Source organism: Pseudomonas sp. W4I3 (assembly GCF_030816195.1).
Lineage (GTDB): Bacteria > Pseudomonadota > Gammaproteobacteria > Pseudomonadales > Pseudomonadaceae > Aquipseudomonas.
Genome location: NZ_JAUSXS010000001.1, coordinates 920,608 through 940,715, shown reverse-complemented (window position 1 = coordinate 940,715; position 20,108 = coordinate 920,608). Strand labels below are relative to the sequence as shown.

Sequence of the window (20,108 nt, the reverse complement as noted above, 5' to 3'; positions counted from 1 at the left end):
GCCCAGCGTTCCAATGTGGGAGGGGGCTTGCCCCCGATGGCGGCCTGAAAGCCGACAATGATGTTGGATCAGAGCGAGTACATATCCGTTGCTGCGGTAACGGCGGCTTAGGGTTCCGCCCTTACGGCGGGTCACTTTTGGAAAAGAGCCCCAAAAGTAACCAAAAGGGCTCCTGCCCCACCACTCGGCACCTCGCTCACGCTCGGTGTGCCCGTAATCCGACATTGATTTGGAGGGCCGCCGCCACGCGCCATCCATGGCGCGGGGCGGCTAAACCAGCATCCCTGCCGGTTTACCCTCCAAATCACTATCGAATTCCGGCCAGCGTGGTTTAACGGGGCGCCTAAGATCAAGATCAAGAGCGGCTCGCTTCGCATCGTGGTTACCGTAGGCTGCTACAAAGTTGTGTAGATACCTATGGCTATCGGGGGCAAGCCCCCTCCCACATTTGGAATGCATACCCCTGTGGGAAGGGCGGTGCGACGATTCGACTTGCTCCCAATGGACTCAATTTCCCTGCTGACCCACCTGATACACCACCGGCTTTTCCCCCTCCACCAGCGCGGTCACACTGCGCCCGGCATAGCCTTGTTGTTCTCCCGCCGAGAAATTCGCCACCAACCGCGTGCCATCGGCGAACGTGGTTTGCTGCACCTGTTTATCTGCGGTCAGCCAGCGAAAATCCGTCATCGCCTGGGTCGCCAATCGCTGATGCAACGGGCGGAAAAACCGGTCCTGGCGCTGCATGACCGGCAGCCGCTGCTTGAGCGTCGCCGCACTGAGGTGATACAGCGGCGGTACGTTGTAAAGCAGTTGGGCCAGCTCGTTTTCAACCCGCACATTGTTCAGTTTCAGGCTGTCGAACAACCAGTGATGGGTGGTGATCACCGAGCCATGAAACACCGCCTGATACAGCGGCAGGCGCATCGTCGGGTCGAAATACACCGTGCGCAGCGACGCTTTCAGGGGCACCGGCTTGAAGAACACGGTCGGTTGCTCCAGCGGGTACCAGTTGCCCGCGTAGTAAGGTGACTGAGCGTCCCGAGTCATCTCGCGATCGCCCCAACCCATCACCGGGGTTTGCATACCATGGGCAAACAGGATGCCCTGGGCGGTGATGGCGTTGCCGTCTTCAGAGCCCGTTGCCAACTTGGGCACGGTGTTGATCCAGCGTGAGGCGTCGATATTGGCGTCGGCGTTTTGCGCCTGGGTCATGCTGGCGCCGCTGCGATAATTGTCGAACAGCATGCCGGCTGCGTAGACATCCAGGAACCAGGCATTGAAGCCCGCTTTGGCTTGCACGGCCTGCACCCGCGCCTCCAGCAACGGCCGCACACAGCGCGGATCGGTGTAATAGCCCGATTGTTGGAAGCCGACCTTGAGCGTGCCGTCCTTCAACACAACCGCGCATTCCCGGTACGCCTTGCCGCCCAGATGGGCAGTGGTCCAGTCAGGGTTTTCAGTCGCCGACAGCGCCGTTTCATAGGAGTCGTAGGGCGCCATCAAGTAACCGGCATCCACCCCGGCGCGAATGGCTTCGGGGTGCCACAGACCGCCTTCCCAGCCTTCGCTCAGGGTCACCAGCAGACGCCCCAGACCGGCGTCGCGCAAAGCCTGGATAGTCGAACCCCCCCAGGCTTCGGGGCGATCACTCAAGGCGCCGGCAAAATCCGCTGCCAGCTCGCTGCGCAACTCACCGTAGCGCGCGGCGAGGAGCGTCATGTCGGGCTCTTCCACTTGCCACGCCTGGCGGGCCTTGGTGTTGATGGCCGCGTTGAGGCCGCGCAACAGCAGGGTCTGCTCATAGGGATTCAATGGGTCGGTCTTCGCGAGTACGGTCGCGGTCTCTGTGTCCATCAGCCCCTTGAGCACGTGCGTGCGCAGCCGTTTGATCAACCTTGGCCAGTCAAGCACGTCGTCCAGCGCCAGCAAGCCGTTGCCCCACAGATAAGCGTGACTGGCACCGAGCAACTTTTCCGCCTCGGGGGTTTGCCGCAGCTTGTCCGCCAGTGGCTCGTAACGGCCCTGCTCGACCAGCCACTGACGATAACGCTTGGCGCCGGCCAACGGGTCGGCCTCGCCCAGGTACAGGCGCAGCGTCATCGGCGCGTGCGGCTCAAGCGAGGTGAATTCATGGGACGCTGACAGCGCCAGGCCCTGGCCGTCCGCGCGCCATGCGAGTCGGTTGTTATAGGGGTTGGTCAGCAGCCAGTTGAGCGTAAAGCGGCCGTGATCCACTCCCCACAGCGGCAGGCTGAGGTCCTGGGTGGTATCGAGCGCGCCTTGTTCCAGCAGGAAATCCTTCCACACGGCGTTACCAACAGGCACGTAATGCCCCTCGGCCAACGGCCAGATCAGCCCTTGGCCCATGGCGCTGGCCGGTTGACGCAGTACGGCCAGTTCACCCGCCTCGCGGGCCTGGATTGTCAGGGACAGTTCGCGCTGTTCCAGCCGGGCCGTGAGGCGATAGGCGCCGTTGTCCCATTGCCAGGTGGCCTGCTTAGCATCGGCTCGCAGTGCATTGACCGCATGCGCGGCCACACCGCTGGAGGCTTGTACCGCAGCTTCGCCCGCCGGGGTCACACGCAATGCCAACGTGGCGGGCTCAAGCTCAATGCGCCACAGCTTATTTTCCAGAACCGTGCCGGCGAAGGTCAGCGGCGATAGCAGGAGACAACACATCAGCAAGGTATGACGCACAGGGTGCATGGCGGGCGACCGTTCAGAGTGAACGTCGGAGGGTAAAACACCCGGCGGTTGGCAGCGAACCAAGCGTCATGTCAGGAAGTTTCCTGCTGTGCAAAAATCCCTGTGGCAGGGGGCTTGCCCCCGATAGCGGTCTGTCAGTTAAAAACTTGCTGACTGGCACACCGCAATCGGGAGCAAGCCCCCTCCCACATTTTTAACCGTGCTCTTCCTGTTTTGGCTCGCGGATTTTATACCAGGCCACATACAGCGCCGGCAGGAACAGCAGTGTCAGCAAGGTGGCAATGATGATCCCGCCGATCATCGCGTAAGCCATCGGCCCCCAGAACACTTCCCGCGCAATCGGGATCATGCCCAGGCTGGCCGCCGCCGCTGTAAGCAGAATTGGCCTGCGTCGATGCTCGGTCGCTTCCACCACCGCATCCCATGGCGAATAGCCCGCCACTTCATACTCGTGAATCTGCGTCACCAGGATCACCGAGTTGCGGATGATGATGCCGATCAGCGCCAGGATGCCCAGGATCGCCACGAAGCCCATGGGCGTGCCCGTGGGAATCAGCGCCAGCACCACGCCAATCAGCCCCAGCGGTGCGACACTCGCCACCAGGAACATCTTCTGCACGCTGTGCAGCTGGATCATCAGGAACGTCGCCATCAAAAACAGCATCAGCGGCACCACGCTGGCAATCGGGCCCTGGGCCTTGCCGCTCTCTTCCACGGTACCGCCGGTGGCGACCTTGTAACCCACCGGCAGGCCATCGCTGAACTTCTGGATGGTCGGCGCCAGCTGCTTGACCAGGTCGGTCGGCTGCATCTCATCGCGCACCGCGGCCTTGATGGTGATGGTCGGCTTGCGGTCGCGACGCCATACCAGCGGCTGCTCCAGCTCATAGCGCACGGTCGCGAAGGCCAGCAACGGGATCGAGGTGCCGTTGGGCGTGACGATCTGCAGGTTCTGCAAGGTTTCCGGCGTACCGCGCTCGGCGTCTTCGGCGCGGCCGACCACGTTGATCAGGTAGATATCGTCGTGCACCTGGGTCACCGAGGCGCCGCTGACCACGCTGTTCATCAACTGCGCCACGTCTTCCGACGACAGCCCCAGTTGCCGCGCCTTGTCCTGGGCGATATCCACGCGCAGCACTTTGCCCGGCTCGTTCCAGTCGTAGATGATCTCGCCCAGGTGGGTGTTCTGGTCGAGCAAGGTCGCCAGTTCGATGGCGTGCTTGCGCACCTGATCGGTGTCTTTGCCGGACACGCGGTACTGGATGGGGCGTCCTACCGGCGGGCCCATTTCCAGCGGCTGCACGAAACTGCCGATGCCGACAAAATCATCGCGCAGGCGTTTCTGCAGGCGCGTGATCAACGCGCCGCGCTCTTCCAGGCCCTTGCTGACGATCACCAGCTGCGCGTAGTACGGGTTCTCCAGCTGCTGGTCCAGCGGCAGGTAGAAACGGATCGCGCCCTGGCCGATGTAGGTGCTCCAGCGCGCGATGTCCGGGTCGTCCTTGATGATGGCTTCGAGGCGGTCGACGGCTTTGCGCGTTTCATTGATCGAGGCGTTTTGCGGCAGGTTCAGGTCCACCAGGATTTCCGGTCGATCCGACGACGGGAAGAACTGGTTCTGCACGAACTGCATGGAAAATACCGAGGCCACAAACAACGCCACGGTGATGCCGATGGCCCACCAGCGGTTGCGCATGGCCCAGAGCATGCCGCCATTGAAGGCACGGCCAATGCGCCCAGGCTCGGCGCTGTGCGGTTTTACATTGGTGCTGAGGATATGCACGCCGATAACCGGTGCAAACAGCACCGCCACCACCCACGACACCAACATCGCCACGGCGATCACCGCGAACAAGGTGAAGGTGTACTCGCCCGCCGAACTGGCGTTAAGGCCGATCGGCACAAAACCGGCCACGGTCACCAGCGTACCGGTGAGCATCGGGAATGCCGTGGAGGTGTAGGCGTAAGTCGCCGCCTGCTCCTTGGTTTCGCCTTTTTCCAGGCGTGTGATCATCATTTCCACGGTAATCATCGCATCGTCCACCAGCAGGCCGAGGGCGATGATCAAGGCGCCCAACGACACCCGCTGCATGGTGATGCCGCTGTATTCCATGAACACGAACACCAGCGCCAGCACCAACGGAATCGAGCACGCCACCACCAGCCCGGCACGCATGCCCAGGCTGATAAAGCTCACCACCAGCACGATGATCACGGCTTCGAACAGCGCACTGGTAAAGCCGCCGACGGCCTCCTCCACCACTTCGGCCTGGTCCGAGACCTTGTGCACGCCGACGCCCACCGGCAGGTCGGCGGTCAGCTCGTCCATACGCCCGTGCAGCGCCTTGCCGAACGACTGGATGTTGCCACCCTTCTGCATCGCAATCGCCAGGCCAATCGCCGGCTTGCCGTTGAAACGGAACATCGGCCGCGCCGGGTCGACGTAGCCACGGCTGATGTCGGCAATGTCGGCCAGGCGATAGAAGCGGTCATTGAGGCGCAGGTTGACGTTGGCCAGGTCCTTCTCCGAGGCGAACTGCCCCGAGGTGCGCACGGAAATCCGCTCCGGTCCGGCTTCGATTACCCCGGCGGGCGTCACCGCGTTCTGCGATTGCAGGCTTTGCACCACCTGGCGCTGGTCGATGCCCAGGGCTGCCAGTTTGCGCGTGGAGAAATTCAGGTAAATCACTTCGTCCTGCTGGCCGATCATCTCGACCTTGCCCAGCCCCGGCACCGAGCGGATTTCGGCGCGCACCTGCTCCACGTAGTCGCGCAACTGGCGCATCGACAGGCCGTCGCCGGTGAAGGCGTACACCGAGCCGAACACATCACCGAACTCATCGTTGAACGACGGCCCCTGCAGCCCCTGGGGGAAGGTGCCGCGAATATCGTCGATCTTCTTGCGAACCTGGTACCAGATCTCAGGGATGGCCTTGGCGCTGGTGGTGTCCTTGAGGAACACGAACACCGTGGACTCGCCCGGCCGGGTGTAGCTTTTGACGTAATCGAGGGAGTCGAGCTCTTCGAGTTTTTTCTCGATGCGGTCGGTGACCTGCTTGAGCGTTTCTTCCTGGGTTGCGCCCGGCCAGCGGGTCTGGATCACCATGGTCTTGATGGTGAACGAGGGGTCTTCCTCGCGGCCCAGGTTCATGTACGAGAACACGCCCATCAGCAGCGCGACGAACATCAGGTACCAGACGAAGGACTGATGCTTGAGGGCCCAGTCGGATAAGTTGAAGCTGCCTTTCATCGCGGGCTGTCCTCGTCGATTTTGACTTTTTGCCCGGCTTTCAGGCTGTTCACACCGGCGGTGACGATGCGCTCACCGGGCTTGACGCCCGCGTTGAGCAGCGCGCTTTTGGTGTCACGGCTGACGACCGTGACATCACGCGGTTGCACCGTCTGGCTCTGGGTGTCGAGCAGCCAGATGCGAGTCTTGCCGTCGACGTACTGCAGGGCGCTCAGGGGCAGCTCGATACGCGGCGCAATGGCGGTGCTCACGGTCACGCTGATGGCGGTGCCCAGGCGAAACGCAGCCGGGGTGTCGGTCAGGGTCAAGCGCGCACGACGGGTGCGCGTGGCGCTTTGGGCCTGGGGCTCGATCTCGCGGACGATGGCGGTGGTATGCACGCTGGGGTCCAGTTGCCCGGCCACCAGGAACACCACGTCCGCGGGCAGGCGCTCGGCCAGGCCGGCAGGCAGGTCGATCACCGCTTCCTTGATGTCTGGCCGAGCCAGGGTCACCACTTGCTGGCCGGCGCTGACCACCTGGCCGGCCTCGGCGTTCCAGGCGGTGACGATGCCGGCATGGTCGGTGCGCAGTTCGGCGTAGTTGAGCTGGTCCCTGGCCTGATTGACCGACGCGCGGGCCTGGTCGAGGCTCGCCTGGGTGGTTTTCAGGTCGGTCTGGGCCACGTCGAGCTGAGCCTGGGCACCGACGCCACGGTTGAACAGCTCTTGCTGGCGGCGCGCATTGGCTTGGGCGTTGATGAACTGCGCCTGCACGCGGGCCAGGTCACTCTGGGCGGCGCGCAACTGGTTCTGCTGGTCGGTGGGGTCGAGGACGGCGAGCAAGGCGCCCTTCTCCACCTCGGCGCCCACGTCCACAGTGCGGCGAGCGATACGGCCAGGTACGCGGAAACCCAGGTTACTTTCGTAGCGCGCCTGGATAGTGCCGGCAAAGCGACCGAGGTTTTCCTGGTCTTCGGCCTTCACTTCCATGGACAGCACCGGGCGCACCGGTTCGGGCGGCGCTTCTTCCTTGGAGCAGGCCACCAGCAACAGGCTGGCGGCGAGGATAACCGTCAGTTGCTTCATGGCTGCGCTCCTTGCTGGGCGATTTCGACGAGCATGCCGGGGTGCAGCAACTGCCCACCGGCCACCACAACTTTTTCGCCGCCTTTAAGGCCGTCGCCGATAATCACTTTGCCGGTGAGGTAGCGCGCCACCGTGACCTTGTGCAGCTGCGCCTTGCCGTCGCCGTCCACCAGCCACACGGCGGGTTCGCTGAGGACCTTGGTCAGGGCCGACCACGGCAACTCGATGCTGGCCTTGGCCGGGCCATTGGCGGTGGCGCTCACCACCGAGCCCAGTTCCATGCCTTTGGGTAGGCTTTGCAGGGCGATCTTCACCTGCACGGTGCCGGTGTTGGCGGCCACGGCAGGGGTGACTTCACGCACCTTGCCCTGCGCCTTGATGCTCGGGTTATCCAGCAGACTGACGGTGATCGGCGCATCCGGCGGCGGCTCCACCAGCAGCGACTCGTAAACGTTGAACACCGCGTCGCGTTCGCCATCGCGGGCCAGGCTGAAGATCGGCACGGTGGCTTGTACCACCTGGCCGACTTCCGCCTGGCGCGCCGTGATAATGCCCGGCGCATCGGCGATCAAGGCGGTGTAGCCGAGTTGTTCACGGGCGTTGGCCAACTGGGCCTGGGCGGCGGCCAAGGCGCTCTGGCTGCTGCGCAGCGCGGCCTGGGCGGCGTCGTATTCGCTGCGGCTGGTGTAGCCCTTGGGCAAGAGTTTTTCCTGGCGCACGAAGGCGGCAGCCGCTTGCTTGACCCGCGCCTGCTCGGCCACGACCTGGGCCTGGGCCGAGTCGACGTTGGTCTGCAGGTCCTTGGGGTCAAGCTTGGCCAGCACTTGTTTGGCCGTCACTCGATCACCGACGTCGACCATGCGCTGGATGATCTTGCCCCCCACACGAAAGGACAAATCGGTTTGCACCCGCGCCTGGATATCCCCGGTGAGCGTGACCGCGGCAGCGAAATCCGCCGGCTGCACGGTTTGCACGAAAACTCGGGAATGGGCCTTGGGTTCGGCCTTTTCCTCGCCACAGCCGCCAAGCAGCGTCAGTAAGCCAAGGCCGAACAAAAATGTGGAAATGCGACCGCCCATGCAGGCTCCTTTTGCGTGATGCTGACGTGCCAGTGTGTATGCGACTGTGAGCTTAGTTGAGGGTTCCTTATCTGCCTGCAGGATCCCATACTTCAAGGGTTCCCACACCGACTCGATTGCCATGCTCAAGACCCTCGCGGTGGCCAATTACCGCTCGATCAATAAACTGGTGGTGCCCCTGGGCCGACTGAACCTGGTCACCGGCCCCAATGGCAGCGGCAAGTCCAACTTGTACCGCGCCCTGCGCCTGCTGGCCGAAACCGCCCAGGGCGGGGTGATCAATGCGCTGGCCCGCGAAGGCGGGCTGGACTCGACCTTCTGGGCCGGGCCGCAAATCATCAGCCGGCGCATGCACAGCGGCGAAGTGCCGGTCGAATCCAGCGTGCGCCAGGGCGTCAAGCGCCTACGCCTGGGGTTCGCCGCCGAAGACTTCAGCTACGCCATTTCCCTGGGCTTGCCGGAACCCACCGAGTCGTTTTTCAGCCTCGACCCAGAGGTCAAGAAAGAATGCATCTGGGCCGGGCACGTCTACCGCCCCGCCAGTTTGCTGGTACAACGCTCCGGGCCGATGGTGCGCGCTCGCGAAGGCCCGTCGTGGGATGTGTTGGCCCAGCACACGCCGAATTATCACAGCCTGTTCGACCAGGTCGGCAATCTGCGTGGCTCGCCGGAAGTGCTGCTGCTGCGCGAGAGCATTCGTGGCTGGCGCTTTTATGATCACTTTCGCAGCGACGTGGACGCGCCCGTGCGCCAGCCCCAGTTGGGCACGCGCACGCCGGTGCTGCATCACGACGGGCGTGACCTGGCGGCGGCGCTGCAGACCATTCGCGAGATTGGCGACCCGGATGCCTTGCACCGCGCCGTCAGCGATGCGTTCCCTGGGGCGCGCTTGAATATCCAGCCGTTGCAAGGCGCACGCTTTGCCATCGAGTTCCACCAGCAAGGCTTGCTGCGACCGTTGTCGGCGGCGGAGTTGTCGGACGGCACCTTGCGCTACCTGCTGCTGATCGCCGCGCTGCTGACGCCACGACCGCCGACCATGATGGTGCTGAACGAACCTGAAACCAGCCTGCATCCGGACCTGCTGCCCGCCTTGGCGCGCTTGATTATCGAAGCGTCGAAGCACTGCCAGGTGTGGGTGGTGTCCCATGCCAGCCGCTTGATTGCGGCGTTGCAGCAGGATGAGGGGTGTAATTCGATTGTGCTGGAAAAGGTGCTGGGGGAAACGCGGATTGTGGGCCAGGGGCTGCTGGATGCGCCGGCGTGGCATTGGCCGGAATAGGGGGTGATTGTACTGGCCTCATCGGGGGCAAGCCCCCTCCCACATTTGAATGCATTCACATATCAGGACGACTTGTGAACCCAATCCAGTGTGGGAGGGGGCTTGCCCCCGATAGCTTTATCAGCCCTGCCACTTGCCCCCTTCGACAATCACGCTCTCAGGCTTGGTGTCATCGCTCAGTTCTTTGCGCACATACTGGTCGTACAGCTTGAGCAGAAATTTCTCTTCGCCCAACTTGGCCAGTTCCGCGTTCACCCAGTCGCGCAGTTCGATGTTGCCCTTTTTCACCGCCGGGGCAATCGGTGCTTCATCGCCGAGTTTCTGCTCGAGCACGCGGTAGCCGGGGTTCTGCTTGGCCCAGCTGAACAGCACCAGGTTGTCCTGGGCGTAGGCATCGCCACGGCCGGCCGACAATGCTTGCAGCGACTCGGAGTTTTTCTCGAACTTGAGCAGCTTCCAGTCCGGGTGGTTCTTGGTCAGCCAGATGTCGGCGGTGGTGCCGGTGGTGACGATGGTGGTGCCGGTTGCCAGGTCATCCAGGCTCTTGACCGGGCTGTTATTGGGCACCAGCGCCTGTACCGCGACTTTCAGGTTGGGGTTGGTGAAGTCCACCGCTTCCTTGCGCTCAGGGGTCACGGTCATGTTGGCCAGGATCAGGTCGACTTTGTCACTTTGCAGGAACGGAATGCGGCTGGCCGGCTCCACGGCAACGAACTCGACTTTGTTCTCATCGCCCAGCAGGTCCTTGGCGAATTGGCGGCCGATGTCGGTATCGAAGCCGACGTAGCGGCCCGCCTCGTTGACGAAGCCGAACGGCGGCTTGTCGGTGAAGACGCCGACGATCAGCTTGTCGCGTGCCTTGATCTTGTCGAGCGCGCTCACCGCGGCGGCGGCAGGTTTGGTGGGCTCTTCGGCCTTCTTGTCGCAGCCGGCCAGTAACGCGACGGCCAGCAGGGGCAGCAGTAACTTTTTCATATCAGCTCCAGTTCCTTGATCTTTTTGGGCAGTGTTGAAACAAAGGAGAACTTCTCCAGGAACTGCTGCGCGCGTGCGGTTTGCGGGTTCGTAAAGAATGCCTCGGGGGTGTTGTGTTCGAGGATGCGGCCAGCCTCCATAAACACCACGCGATCGGCGACGGCGCGGGCGAAGGCCATTTCATGGGTGACGATCAGCAGGGTCATGCCATCGCGGGCCAGGTCCTGGATGACTTCCAGCACTTCCTTGACCATCTCCGGGTCGAGGGCGGCGGTGACTTCATCGAACAGCATGACCTGCGGGTTCATGCACAACGAACGGACGATGGCGATGCGTTGCTGCTGGCCGCCGGAAAGCTGGCGTGGAAAGGCGTCGCGCTTGTCGGCCAGGCCCACGCGCTCGAGCAGTTTTTGCGCTTGCTCGCGGGCTTCACGCGGGTCTCGCTTCTGCACTTTCAACGGGCCGAGCAGAATGTTGTCGAGCACGCTCATGTGCGGGAACAGGTGGTAGCTCTGGAACACCATGCCGATGTCCTGGCGCACCTGGCGCCAGTCGGTGTGCTTGTCCAGCAGCTCTTTGCCGGCCAAGCGCAAGTGCCCGCTGTGAGCCACTTCCAAACCATTGAGGCAGCGCAGCAAGGTACTTTTGCCGCAACCGCTGGGGCCGAGGATCACCACCACTTCGCCACTTTGCACGCTCAGGTCGATGCCCTTGAGCACCTGGTGTTCGCCGAAGAATTTGTTGAAACCCTGAAACTCGATCAATGCGCTCATGCTTGGGCCCAGCGCCGTTCCAGCACCTTGGAGGCGGCCGACAACGGGTAGCAGATAAAGAAGAAAAACAGGAACAGCGCGCCGTAGATCAACACCGACTCATAGGTGCGCTCGATGATTTGCTGGCCGACCTTGATCACATCCACCACACCGATCAGCACGGCCAGCGAGCTGGTCTTGATCAGGCGCGTGTAGACGTTGATGGTCGGCGGCGTCATGCGCTTGAGCGCTTGCGGCAGCAGCACGTAGCCATACAACTGCGGGGCGGACAGCCCGATCGACAAGCCGGCTTCGCGCTGGCCACGCGGCAGCGAATGCAACGCGCCACGCACCACTTCGCCGACTTCACTGGCGCCCCACAACGACAACACCAGCACCGCACACCAGAAACTGGGAAGGCTCAGGCCGAAGAAAATCGGCAGGCCGAAAAACAACAGGTACAGCCAGACCAGCACCGGAATGGCGCGAAACAACTCCAGGTAGACCCGCAGCAGCGCATTGACCACCCGGTTGTTCAAGGTGCGCAAGACGCCATACAGCACCCCACCGACGGTACTGAAAGCGATGCTCAAGAAGGAAATCGACAGGGTTTGCGCAGCGCCCTTGCCCAGTTGCGGCAACGACACCCACAACAGCTCAAGACCCGAACTGGCCATGCTGGAGCCTCCTTTCCACGCGGCTGAGCAACAGCGACAACGGCAGAAACAGCAGCACGCAGATCAGCGTCAATACGGCGAGCATTTCGTAGGTCTTGTAGTAGAGCGCGATGTAGCTCTTGGTGGTGTAGAGAATCTCCGGCACCGCCACGGCGGAGACCACCGTGGTCTCCTTGAGCAGAAAGATGAAATTGGCGAACAGCGCTGGCAGGCTGAGGATCCCGGCCTGGGGCAGGATCACATGGCGCAGCAGTTGCCAGTCGGACAAGCCGATGGATTTTCCCGACTCGATCTGCGCCAGCGGCACCGCCTCCACACCTGCGCGCAGCACTTCGGTGAGGTAGGCGCCGCCAAGAAAGGTCATGGTGATAATCGCCGCCCAGAACCCGGAGATATTCAAGCCCAGGGCCGGCAGCGCGAAATACACGAAGAACAGTTGGATCAGCAGCGGCGTGTTACGCGCCAGCTCCACATACACGGCCACCAGCCGCGCCAGGTAAGGCGTGCGAAACACCAGCAGCGCCGCGTTGATCAGCGCCACCAGCAAGGAGGTGGCAATGGCGATCAAACCTACTTGCAGCGTCACCCCAACCGCTTTGAGAAACGCCGGCAGGGTACTGAGGATAAAAGCGAAATCGAAGGTCATGTGCAGTCCAGATCGCCGCATGGGTAATGCCGCGAGCGCAGTCCGTTCCGGCGTGGATAACGTCGGGTAGCGCGAACTTTAAAGGTATAAAAAACAAACTTTAAATACCTAAATAGAATATCCATAGCACTCAAAAAACTAACCTGGATAGGTGAACTGCTTGAGCGAGCGCAAGGCGAGAGCGAGTCGACAAAAAAGCCCCGCTGGCACGCGAGGCTTACAACACTACTTAGCCCTTCTTCAGCGTATCGCCCTGGGCGCCGCCAGCCATTGCTTTGGTAGCGCTGTTCTGCTGCTCTTCGGTCTCAAAATTGACGTAGTTGTCCGGGAATTTGAAATGGGAATCCACCAGTTTCCAATACTCCTCGTTTTGCGGTTTTGATTTGTCCCATATCCGATCAGCCAGAGAGTGGGCGTCGCTGCGCACCAGATCCGGCCGCCCCTTGGCTTGCTGTATCACCTTGTCGACGTGCCCGCGTAATGCATTGGGGCCGGTGGTTTCGATCGTGCTTTTATTCGGGCGACTGAAGTAACGGTCACCACCGTACTCATTGCCCTTCATGGAACGGTAGTTGTTGCCGATGTCGTCGATCAGACTGGACAGCATTGCACTCTGGGCATGGCTGGAAAACAAGGCGTTGGCGAAATAAGGGGTGGCGCTGCCCTTTGCGTCATTTTTGCCTTCAGCCATGCCGACCAGCATCAAGTCGGGATGGGCATGCAGTGCGCCATCGAGTGGTCGTACGCTCTCCAGGTCAATATCCGTATAAGTACCCGCATAACGATTGACGATTTCATAACGTGCAACGTCCGAGGCTGCGGCATAACCACCATTGCGTCCGATGACTTCGTGTAGATACACGTCTTTGTTTTGCAAACGAATGTCCGAGGGATTGCTCAGGTCACGAATCTGCACGTTCTTTTGATCGGCAAATCGCTCTTTTAAACTTGTCAGCTTACCGATATTACGAGGGGCATTACTCGCGTGACGGTCCCATGACTTTGTTGTCTGGTCCAGAATCACGGCTTCTGCTTGATAAAACTTATCGTCGTTGCGCTGTGCATAGCGCTCGAATTGGTTGAGAACAAGCCGAGCATTAGTGGGCGTCACTTTTCCACCGTCGGGCAGCCAGCACGCTTTCAACTGTTTGTTACCCAAGGCGGACAGTTCCTTGTTCAACTCGCTGATAACTTGCGCGTGCTCTGCACCCTTACGCTGCGAGGGGTATTGCGTTGTCACTTTAAGTTGACTGAATAAACCGCGTATTGGCCGCTCTGACTGATAATCCGGATATACAGCTTCTGCCTTGGCCTGCGCAGATTTATTAATAGCGTAAGCATCGAACTGAGTGGAGTCCACCCACAACGTGACCTCATGGTTGGGATTCTTGGTAGCCCACTGACGCAAGTATTCATCCTGCTTGGCGCTGGGTTCCGAGCCGACCCACACCATGTGGATATTGTTCGGGACGGGCTTGAACTCACTGAGGGGATACGCAGTTTCAAAGCTGTGGGCGCTATGAGGTTGGGACGCTAGCGGGTTCACGCACGCTGAGGGGGTAAGCGGGTGATGGTGGGAGATGTGCTGAATCATAGACTATTGGCTCCAAAAGCTGACAAGACTTGCCGGCGCCTCCATGCGGTAGTTCCTACATCCCCTACAAGCGTGCGGGTAAAAAACAAAAAAAACAAAACCCTAAATGTAAGATTATTTAAATAAATAAACCTTGAATTAATTAATAAACGCATTGGAACTTATTCGCCCATAGAGCCAACAAACACCCTTAATACATCGCGCCAAATTAATTGAATTACGAGTTGATGCTTTATTTCCACACGCTGTGTCCGCCGCATAAAAAAAACGCCGGCGCTGTATTAGCCACCGGCGTTGAAACCTTGAAGGGGGTTTTGACTTACATCAGAACGCTGGCACGACCGCGCCGTTGTACTTCTTCTCGATGAAGGCTTTGACTTCCGGGCTGGTCAGCGCCTTGGACAGTTTCTGGATCGCGTCGCTGTCCTTGTTGTCCGGGCGTGCTACCAGGAAGTTCACGTAAGGCGACTTGGCGTCTTCGATGATCAGCGCGTCTTTGGCTGGGTTCAGGCCAGCTTCCAGAGCGTAGTTGGTGTTGATCAGGTCCAGGTCAACCTGGTCCAGCACGCGCGGCAGCAGGGCCGATTCCAGCTCCTTGAATTTCAGGTGCTTGGGGTTGCTGGCGATGTCTTTTGGCGTGGCCAGGGCATTGCTCGGGTCTTTCAGGGTGATCACACCGGCTTTCTGCAGCAGCAACAGGGCGCGGCCGCTGTTGGAGCCTTCGTTCGGGATAGCCACGGTGGCGCCATCCTTGAGCTCGGAGATATTTTTGATCTTTTTCGAGTAACCACCGAAGGGTTCTACGTGCACACCGACAACCGTGACCAGGTTCGTGCCTTTGCCCTTGTTGAAGTTTTCCAGGTACGGCAGGGTCTGGAAGTAGTTGGCATCCAGGCGCTTCTCGGCGACCTGCACGTTTGGCTGTACATAGTCGGTGAAGACTTTGATTTCCAGGTCCACGCCTTCCTTGGCCAGGGTTGGTTTGATCAGCTCAAGGATCTCGGCGTGCGGGATCGGGGTGGCGGCCACCACCAGTTTCTCGTTGGCCTGGGCGAAGCTGGCAGTCAGGGCAGCCGCCAGTGCGGTAAACAACAGAACCTTTTTCATGCAATGTCCTTCTAACGACCGTTTTTTATGTGAGGTGCCAGCGAAGTGCTATCGCGGCGTGGAGTGGACAATACCTAGATTTTTTATTCCCGAACAATATCTTTTATTCACGTTGATATTCCATTTTGCTCATACAGGAATTTACGCAGCGTCTCCTGCTCGGCGGGGCTGGCGCTCGCGAAAATCCGCCGCACCTGCTCCAACGGCGAGCCGGCAACGGGCAGGTTCAGGTGCTCGGGCAGAATTTCATCGCCGCTGCTGACCAACAGCGCAAAATGAATGACATTTTCCAGCTCGCGGGTATTGCCCGGCCAGCTATGGTGCTCCAGCACCCGCTGCGCCGCGTCGCTGATCAGCGGCACCGGCAGGTCCAGGCGCTGGCTGTAGATGCCAAGGAAGTATTCGGCCAGGGACAGGATGTCGCCAACCCGCTCGCGTAATGCCGGCAGGTCCAGTTGGCCTTCGCTCAAATAATGAAACAGGCGCTCGTGGAACTTGCCCGCCGCCACGGCCTGGGCCAGGTCGATGCTGGTGGCCGCCACCAGGCGCACGTCCACCGGGCTTGGCTGCTGGGCGCCGACGCGGGTGACTTCGTGATTTTCCAGGGCGGCGAGCAATTTGACCTGGATTGGCAACGGCAGATCGCCGATTTCGTCCAGGTACAGGGTGCCGCCATTGGCCGAGCCAAACCACCCGGCCCGGCTGCTCGCCGCACCGCTGTGGCTGCCGGCGGCATAGCCGAACAATTCCGCATCGGCGTAGGTCGGGCTGATCGCGCCGCAGTTGACTGACACAAACAGGCCGGTGCGATCACTGCCACGGTGGATATGCCGCGCCAGCAGCTCCTTGCCGCTGCCCGTCTCGCCACGAATCAACACGGGCAATGCACGCGGTGCGAGGTTTTCCAGGTCTTCGCGCAGCTTGCGCGAACGCGGGTCGACAAACACCAACGCCTTGGCGCGAATGCTCAGCGGGCTTTTTTCGGCATCGGGAAAGGTCAGCAACGGCTGGCCGTAGGTTTCATGCAGACTCATGGCAGGCTCCCGCCCCCATCCGCTCAGGGACGGGGTTGAAATGTTTTATGCAGTGCGCCGAGCGTGATGCTCGAGGCGATTTTGCAGGCGATAGAGGTAGGCGAAACCCTGCTCCCAGCGCTGGTGGCCGGACTTCACATTGATATGCCCGGCCCCGGACAGAATCCCGGCTTCGGCGCCCCACTGGCGCGCCAGCTCCAACGCACGCGGCGCGCTGACGGCGCTGTCGTTGTCGGAACTGACCACCTGGCTGGGAAACGGCAACAGGTCGCCAGGAATCGGCGCGAAGTTGCGCAGGGCGGGCGCGCAGGCCGGGCGTTCGACGTCCGCCGGGGCCACCAGCAAGGCACCGCGCACCTGGCGCAGGAAATGCACCGGCGCGGTGGCCGCCCAGTGCGCCACGGTGATGCAACCCAGGCTATGGGCGATCAGGATCACGGGGGTGCTGTCGGCGGCGATGGCCTCGGCCAGTGCGGCCACCCAGTCTTCGCGGCGCGGGGTGAGCCAGTCATCCTGCTCCACGCGCGCGCTGTTGGGCAGGCTGTTCTGCCAGTGACTTTGCCAATGATTTTCTGGCGATCCTTGCCAGCCCGGCACGATCAGGTAACGAATCGACTCGCTGTGCATGGGTGTGCCCTCCTGCAGCGTTTAACGTTGCTGACCAGTATAGGGACGAGGTTTATATTCGTTAAGGAATAAGAAGCTATTTATTAATAACTGAAAGGCAGCTTCAAGGGTTTAGCGGCAAGCGGTAAGTTTGGAGCAAAAAAAAGGCCGCACCCTGCCAAGGAGACGGCCTGAAAAAATAGCTGTAAGCGGACGGGCTTTTACTTGCCGCTTGCAGCTTGAGGCTCACAACCACGCGCTACCGCGCCGTAATCACCGACAACTTCGTAATCCCCGCGCGTTCAATCGACGCCATGGCTCGCGCCACTTCGCCGTAGTTCACGCCATCGTCCGCCTGCAGTTGCACCCGCACATCGGGGTCCTTGGCCTTGGCCGCCTGCAGGTTGAATTCCAGCAGGTCCGGCTGGATTTCGTCCTTGTTGATAAACAGCTTGCCGGCACCGTCGATGCTTACCACCAACGGGTCTTTTTGCTCGACCGGGGCGACGGCCTCGGTCTTGGGCAAGTTGATGGGAATGGCGTTGGTGAGCAGCGGCGCGGTGACGATAAACACCACCAGCAGCACCAGCATCACGTCCACCAGCGGCGTGACGTTGATCTCGCTCAGCACCTCATCACTGTCTTGGGTGGAAAAGGCCATCTCAGGACGCCTCCTTCACTTTTTGCGGGCTGCCAGCGCCGGCTTTGTTCAGCGCCGGGTGCAGCAGCACACGGAAGGCGTTCTTTTGCGCCAGGCTGTAAAAGTCGTGGGCAAAGTCGTCGAGGTCGGCAGCCGTCAACTTCAGGCGGCGCAGGAAATAGTTGTAGACCAGCACCGCCGGCACCGCGACGGCGATCCCGACACCCGTCGCAACCAGTGCCGCGCCGATGGGCCCCGCCACGGTTTCAAGGCTGGCCGAACCGGCGGCGCTGATGCCCTTGAGCGCTTCCATGATGCCCCACACGGTGCCGAACAGGCCGATAAACGGCGAGGTGCTGCCGATACTGGCGACCACCGCCAGCCCGGTTTCCAGGGAGCGGCGCTCACGCACGATCTGCTGGCGCAGGGCACGCTCGAGGCGGTCCTGGTGATTGATGGCCTGGCTCAGGTCAGCCGCGTGTTGGGTGTCGCCGACCTGGATCGCAGCATAGCCGGCGTGGGCCACACGAGCGGCTGCGCCTGGTTGGGTTTCGGCCAGTTCGGCGGCGGCGTCGAGGCTCGAGGCGGCCCAGAACTGTTTATGAAACCTGCGATCCTGGGCCTTGAGGCGCCCGAACTGCACGCCCTTCAACAACGCCAAGCCCCAGGTGGCGACCGAGAAGGCCACCAGCAGCCAGATCACCGCGCTTTCGATGGATTCAAGTGGAGATGCCAAAGCCATGATGTTTTCCCTCTGTGCCGCTGAATAATTAATGAATCTTGAAATCGATCGGTACGCTGACCCAACCGTCCTGCGCCACTTCACCCTGCTTGGCCGGTACGAAGCTCCACCGCTTCACGGCGGCCAGTGCGGCGTCGTCGAGTTGCTGGCGACCGCTGCTTTTCTGGATCTGAATCTCACCCGGTTTGCCGCTGGCCAGTACGTGCACCCGCAACAACACCGTGCCTTCCCAACCGCGACGCTGAGCCAGTGACGGGTATTCCGGCGCCGGGTTCTTCAGGTACGCGGCGTTGGCCGAAGCGGGCGTTACCGGGGCCGGCGTCGGTGGTGCAACCGGTGCCGGGGCAGCGGGCACAGGCGGCGCGGGCGGCTGTTCAATCGCCTTGGGTACCGGCTTGGGCACAGGCTTGGGTTTGGGCACGGGTTTGGGTTTAGTAATCGGTTTTGGCGGTGCCGGTTTGGCGGCCAGCTCATCCACCACCGGTGGTGGCGGCTCGACTACCGGAGGTGGCGGCGGCACCGGTGGTGGTGGCTCGACTACGGGCGGCGCCGGCCGGGAAAATTCGATGGTCATCGGCGGAATTTCCGGTGGCACCACGGGCAGCACCGGGGTGGGCTTTTGGCTCACCCAATAGATCACCGCGCCGTGCAAGGCCAACACCAGCAAACCCAACAGCACGCCCTCGCGACGGCTGGAAAAGCGCTTGGGGGTCTGCTGCAGGCGCAATTGCCCCAACGGCGCCCGATGTGGTCGGCCAAGGTCGACCAACTCACCACCCGGTGCCAGGCGCTCTTGCGCCTCGGGTGCACGAGCAGCGGTCTGGACATTGCCCATTGATTCACTCCCTACGGTGTTCAAATCCAAAAAACCGACAGGCCTGCGTGGCAGGTCATCGAGGACTGAATCATCGGGGCTAGACGCTTATCTCTTAAAGTAATCTTTAAAGTTATGGATATACCAAAACCGAATAAACAAAATGACCTAGGTCGTCAACGCCACGTGTTCCGTGGCTTGGCGCGAAGTGCCTGATTTCGCATGCTTTTGCGGCATGCAAAATATTCATCAAAGGCATGGCTCAGCGCGGATTCGCACCGCACAAGGCAAGCAACTCGCTCAACAGGGTCTGCCCAGCGGCACCCAGGCCATTGCGACCGTACAACGCCAGGCGCACGCCCTGCACCGCCGGCAAACCACTGTCGGCGCCCAGGATGCGGTGCCCCGGTTGCACCACGCGTTCGGGCAACAGGCTGACGCCCAACCCCGCCGCGACCGCCGAGCACACGCTGGCCAGGCTGGCGCTGGAATAGCCGATACGCCAGCGCCAACCGCCCAGTTCCAGGTGATGCAGCATGTCATTGCGGTACAGCCCGCCCACCGGAAAAGCCACCAGCGGTAGCGGGTCGCGCCCCAGCACTGGCGTGCTCAGGCTGTCGACCCAGCACAGCGGCTCCGGCCACGAGGCCACGCAGTCGTCGCTGTCACCCATCTGCTTGACCAGCAGCACATCGAACTCACCGCCGCGGTACTGGCGCTGCAGTTCGGGACCGAGCCCGCTGGCGACTTCCAGGCGTACCCGCGGATACCTCGCCACGAACGCCGAGAGCAACGGCATCAAGCGCTCGGCAGCAAAATCTTCCGGCACACCGAGGCGCAACACGCCGTCGCTCTGCTGGTTGATCAACACGTCGGCGGCTTCCTCATGCAACGCGAGGATCCGGCGCGCATACGCCAACAGGCGCTCACCCTCGACCGTCGCCACCACACGGCGCTGGTCGCGGTCCAACAGCCGGCACGCCACGGCTTCTTCCAGGCGGCGGATCTGCTGGCTGACGGTGGATTGGGTCACGTGCAGGCGTTCGGCGGCGCGGGTGAAATTGCCGCAGTCCACCACGGCGACAAAACTGCGCAACAACAGCGGATCGAACAAGGTCATGAGCATTCCGTTTG

General features: G+C 61.4%; 17 protein-coding genes. 1 reads left to right on the top strand and 16 read right to left on the bottom strand.

Annotated features, from left to right (window positions below):
- Positions 1-507 precede the first annotated feature (507 nt).
- The 4 genes from QF045_RS04180 to QF045_RS04165 form a co-directional block, all read right to left on the bottom strand.
- The gene (locus QF045_RS04180) at positions 508-2,709 is read right to left on the bottom strand and encodes a glycoside hydrolase (RefSeq protein ID WP_306491164.1); all 2,202 of its coding nucleotides are present in this window, start codon (positions 2,707-2,709) and stop codon (positions 508-510) included.
- Between the two features lie 193 nt (positions 2,710-2,902).
- Positions 2,903-5,959: an efflux RND transporter permease subunit gene (locus QF045_RS04175; protein ID WP_306491163.1), complete on the bottom strand. Its 3,057-nt coding sequence runs from the start codon at positions 5,957-5,959 to the stop codon at positions 2,903-2,905.
- Positions 5,956-7,026 carry an efflux RND transporter periplasmic adaptor subunit gene (locus QF045_RS04170; protein WP_306491162.1) on the bottom strand — a complete coding sequence of 357 codons (1,071 nt, stop codon included), beginning with the start codon at positions 7,024-7,026 and terminating at the stop codon, positions 5,956-5,958. Before QF045_RS04170 ends, QF045_RS04175 begins: the two co-directional genes overlap by 4 nt.
- Complete coding sequence (locus QF045_RS04165; protein ID WP_306491161.1) at positions 7,023-8,105, bottom strand: efflux RND transporter periplasmic adaptor subunit; 1,083 nt, start codon at positions 8,103-8,105, stop codon at positions 7,023-7,025. Before QF045_RS04165 ends, QF045_RS04170 begins: the two co-directional genes overlap by 4 nt.
- 121 nt (positions 8,106-8,226) lie before the next feature.
- On the opposite strand from QF045_RS04165, the gene QF045_RS04160 reads away from it, so the two are divergent.
- Entirely contained in the window at positions 8,227-9,387 is a 1,161-nt protein-coding gene (locus tag QF045_RS04160; protein ID WP_306491160.1) for an AAA family ATPase, read from the top strand.
- Positions 9,388-9,507: 120 nt separating this feature from the next.
- Here the strand turns inward: QF045_RS04160 and QF045_RS04155 are convergent, their stop codons facing one another.
- The 12 genes from QF045_RS04155 to QF045_RS04100 form a co-directional block, all read right to left on the bottom strand.
- Complete coding sequence (locus QF045_RS04155) at positions 9,508-10,362, bottom strand: transporter substrate-binding domain-containing protein (RefSeq protein ID WP_306491159.1); 855 nt, start codon at positions 10,360-10,362, stop codon at positions 9,508-9,510.
- The gene (locus tag QF045_RS04150; protein ID WP_306491158.1) at positions 10,359-11,135 is read right to left on the bottom strand and encodes an amino acid ABC transporter ATP-binding protein; all 777 of its coding nucleotides are present in this window, start codon (positions 11,133-11,135) and stop codon (positions 10,359-10,361) included. The genes QF045_RS04155 and QF045_RS04150 overlap by 4 nt, the downstream gene beginning before the upstream one ends.
- Entirely contained in the window at positions 11,132-11,791 is a 660-nt protein-coding gene (locus tag QF045_RS04145; RefSeq protein ID WP_306491157.1) for an amino acid ABC transporter permease, read from the bottom strand. The genes QF045_RS04150 and QF045_RS04145 overlap by 4 nt, the downstream gene beginning before the upstream one ends.
- On the bottom strand, positions 11,772-12,437 hold the full coding sequence (locus tag QF045_RS04140) for an amino acid ABC transporter permease (protein WP_306491156.1): 666 nt from the start codon (positions 12,435-12,437) through the stop codon (positions 11,772-11,774). The genes QF045_RS04145 and QF045_RS04140 overlap by 20 nt, the downstream gene beginning before the upstream one ends.
- A gap of 229 nt (positions 12,438-12,666) precedes the next feature.
- A complete protein-coding gene (locus tag QF045_RS04135; protein ID WP_306491155.1) occupies positions 12,667-14,031 on the bottom strand; it encodes a TcdA/TcdB catalytic glycosyltransferase domain-containing protein in 1,365 nt (454 codons plus the stop codon).
- A 324-nt stretch (positions 14,032-14,355) separates the two neighbouring features.
- Positions 14,356-15,138 carry a MetQ/NlpA family ABC transporter substrate-binding protein gene (locus QF045_RS04130; protein WP_306491154.1) on the bottom strand — a complete coding sequence of 261 codons (783 nt, stop codon included), beginning with the start codon at positions 15,136-15,138 and terminating at the stop codon, positions 14,356-14,358.
- 107 nt (positions 15,139-15,245) lie between these two features.
- Positions 15,246-16,172, bottom strand: coding sequence for a sigma 54-interacting transcriptional regulator (locus QF045_RS04125; protein ID WP_306491153.1), 927 nt, complete (start codon positions 16,170-16,172; stop codon positions 15,246-15,248).
- A gap of 45 nt (positions 16,173-16,217) precedes the next feature.
- Positions 16,218-16,799 (bottom strand): alpha/beta hydrolase, encoded by a 582-nt coding sequence (locus tag QF045_RS04120; RefSeq protein WP_306491152.1) that lies wholly within the window; start codon positions 16,797-16,799, stop codon positions 16,218-16,220.
- A gap of 238 nt (positions 16,800-17,037) precedes the next feature.
- The gene (locus QF045_RS04115) at positions 17,038-17,439 is read right to left on the bottom strand and encodes a biopolymer transporter ExbD (RefSeq protein WP_010565408.1); all 402 of its coding nucleotides are present in this window, start codon (positions 17,437-17,439) and stop codon (positions 17,038-17,040) included.
- A gap of 1 nt (position 17,440) precedes the next feature.
- Positions 17,441-18,163: a MotA/TolQ/ExbB proton channel family protein gene (locus QF045_RS04110; RefSeq protein ID WP_124388903.1), complete on the bottom strand. Its 723-nt coding sequence runs from the start codon at positions 18,161-18,163 to the stop codon at positions 17,441-17,443.
- A gap of 25 nt (positions 18,164-18,188) precedes the next feature.
- Positions 18,189-18,995, bottom strand: coding sequence for an energy transducer TonB (locus QF045_RS04105; protein ID WP_306491151.1), 807 nt, complete (start codon positions 18,993-18,995; stop codon positions 18,189-18,191).
- Positions 18,996-19,236: 241 nt separating this feature from the next.
- The gene (locus tag QF045_RS04100) at positions 19,237-20,088 is read right to left on the bottom strand and encodes a LysR family transcriptional regulator (RefSeq protein WP_306494851.1); all 852 of its coding nucleotides are present in this window, start codon (positions 20,086-20,088) and stop codon (positions 19,237-19,239) included.
- Between the last annotated feature and the right edge of the window lie 20 nt (positions 20,089-20,108).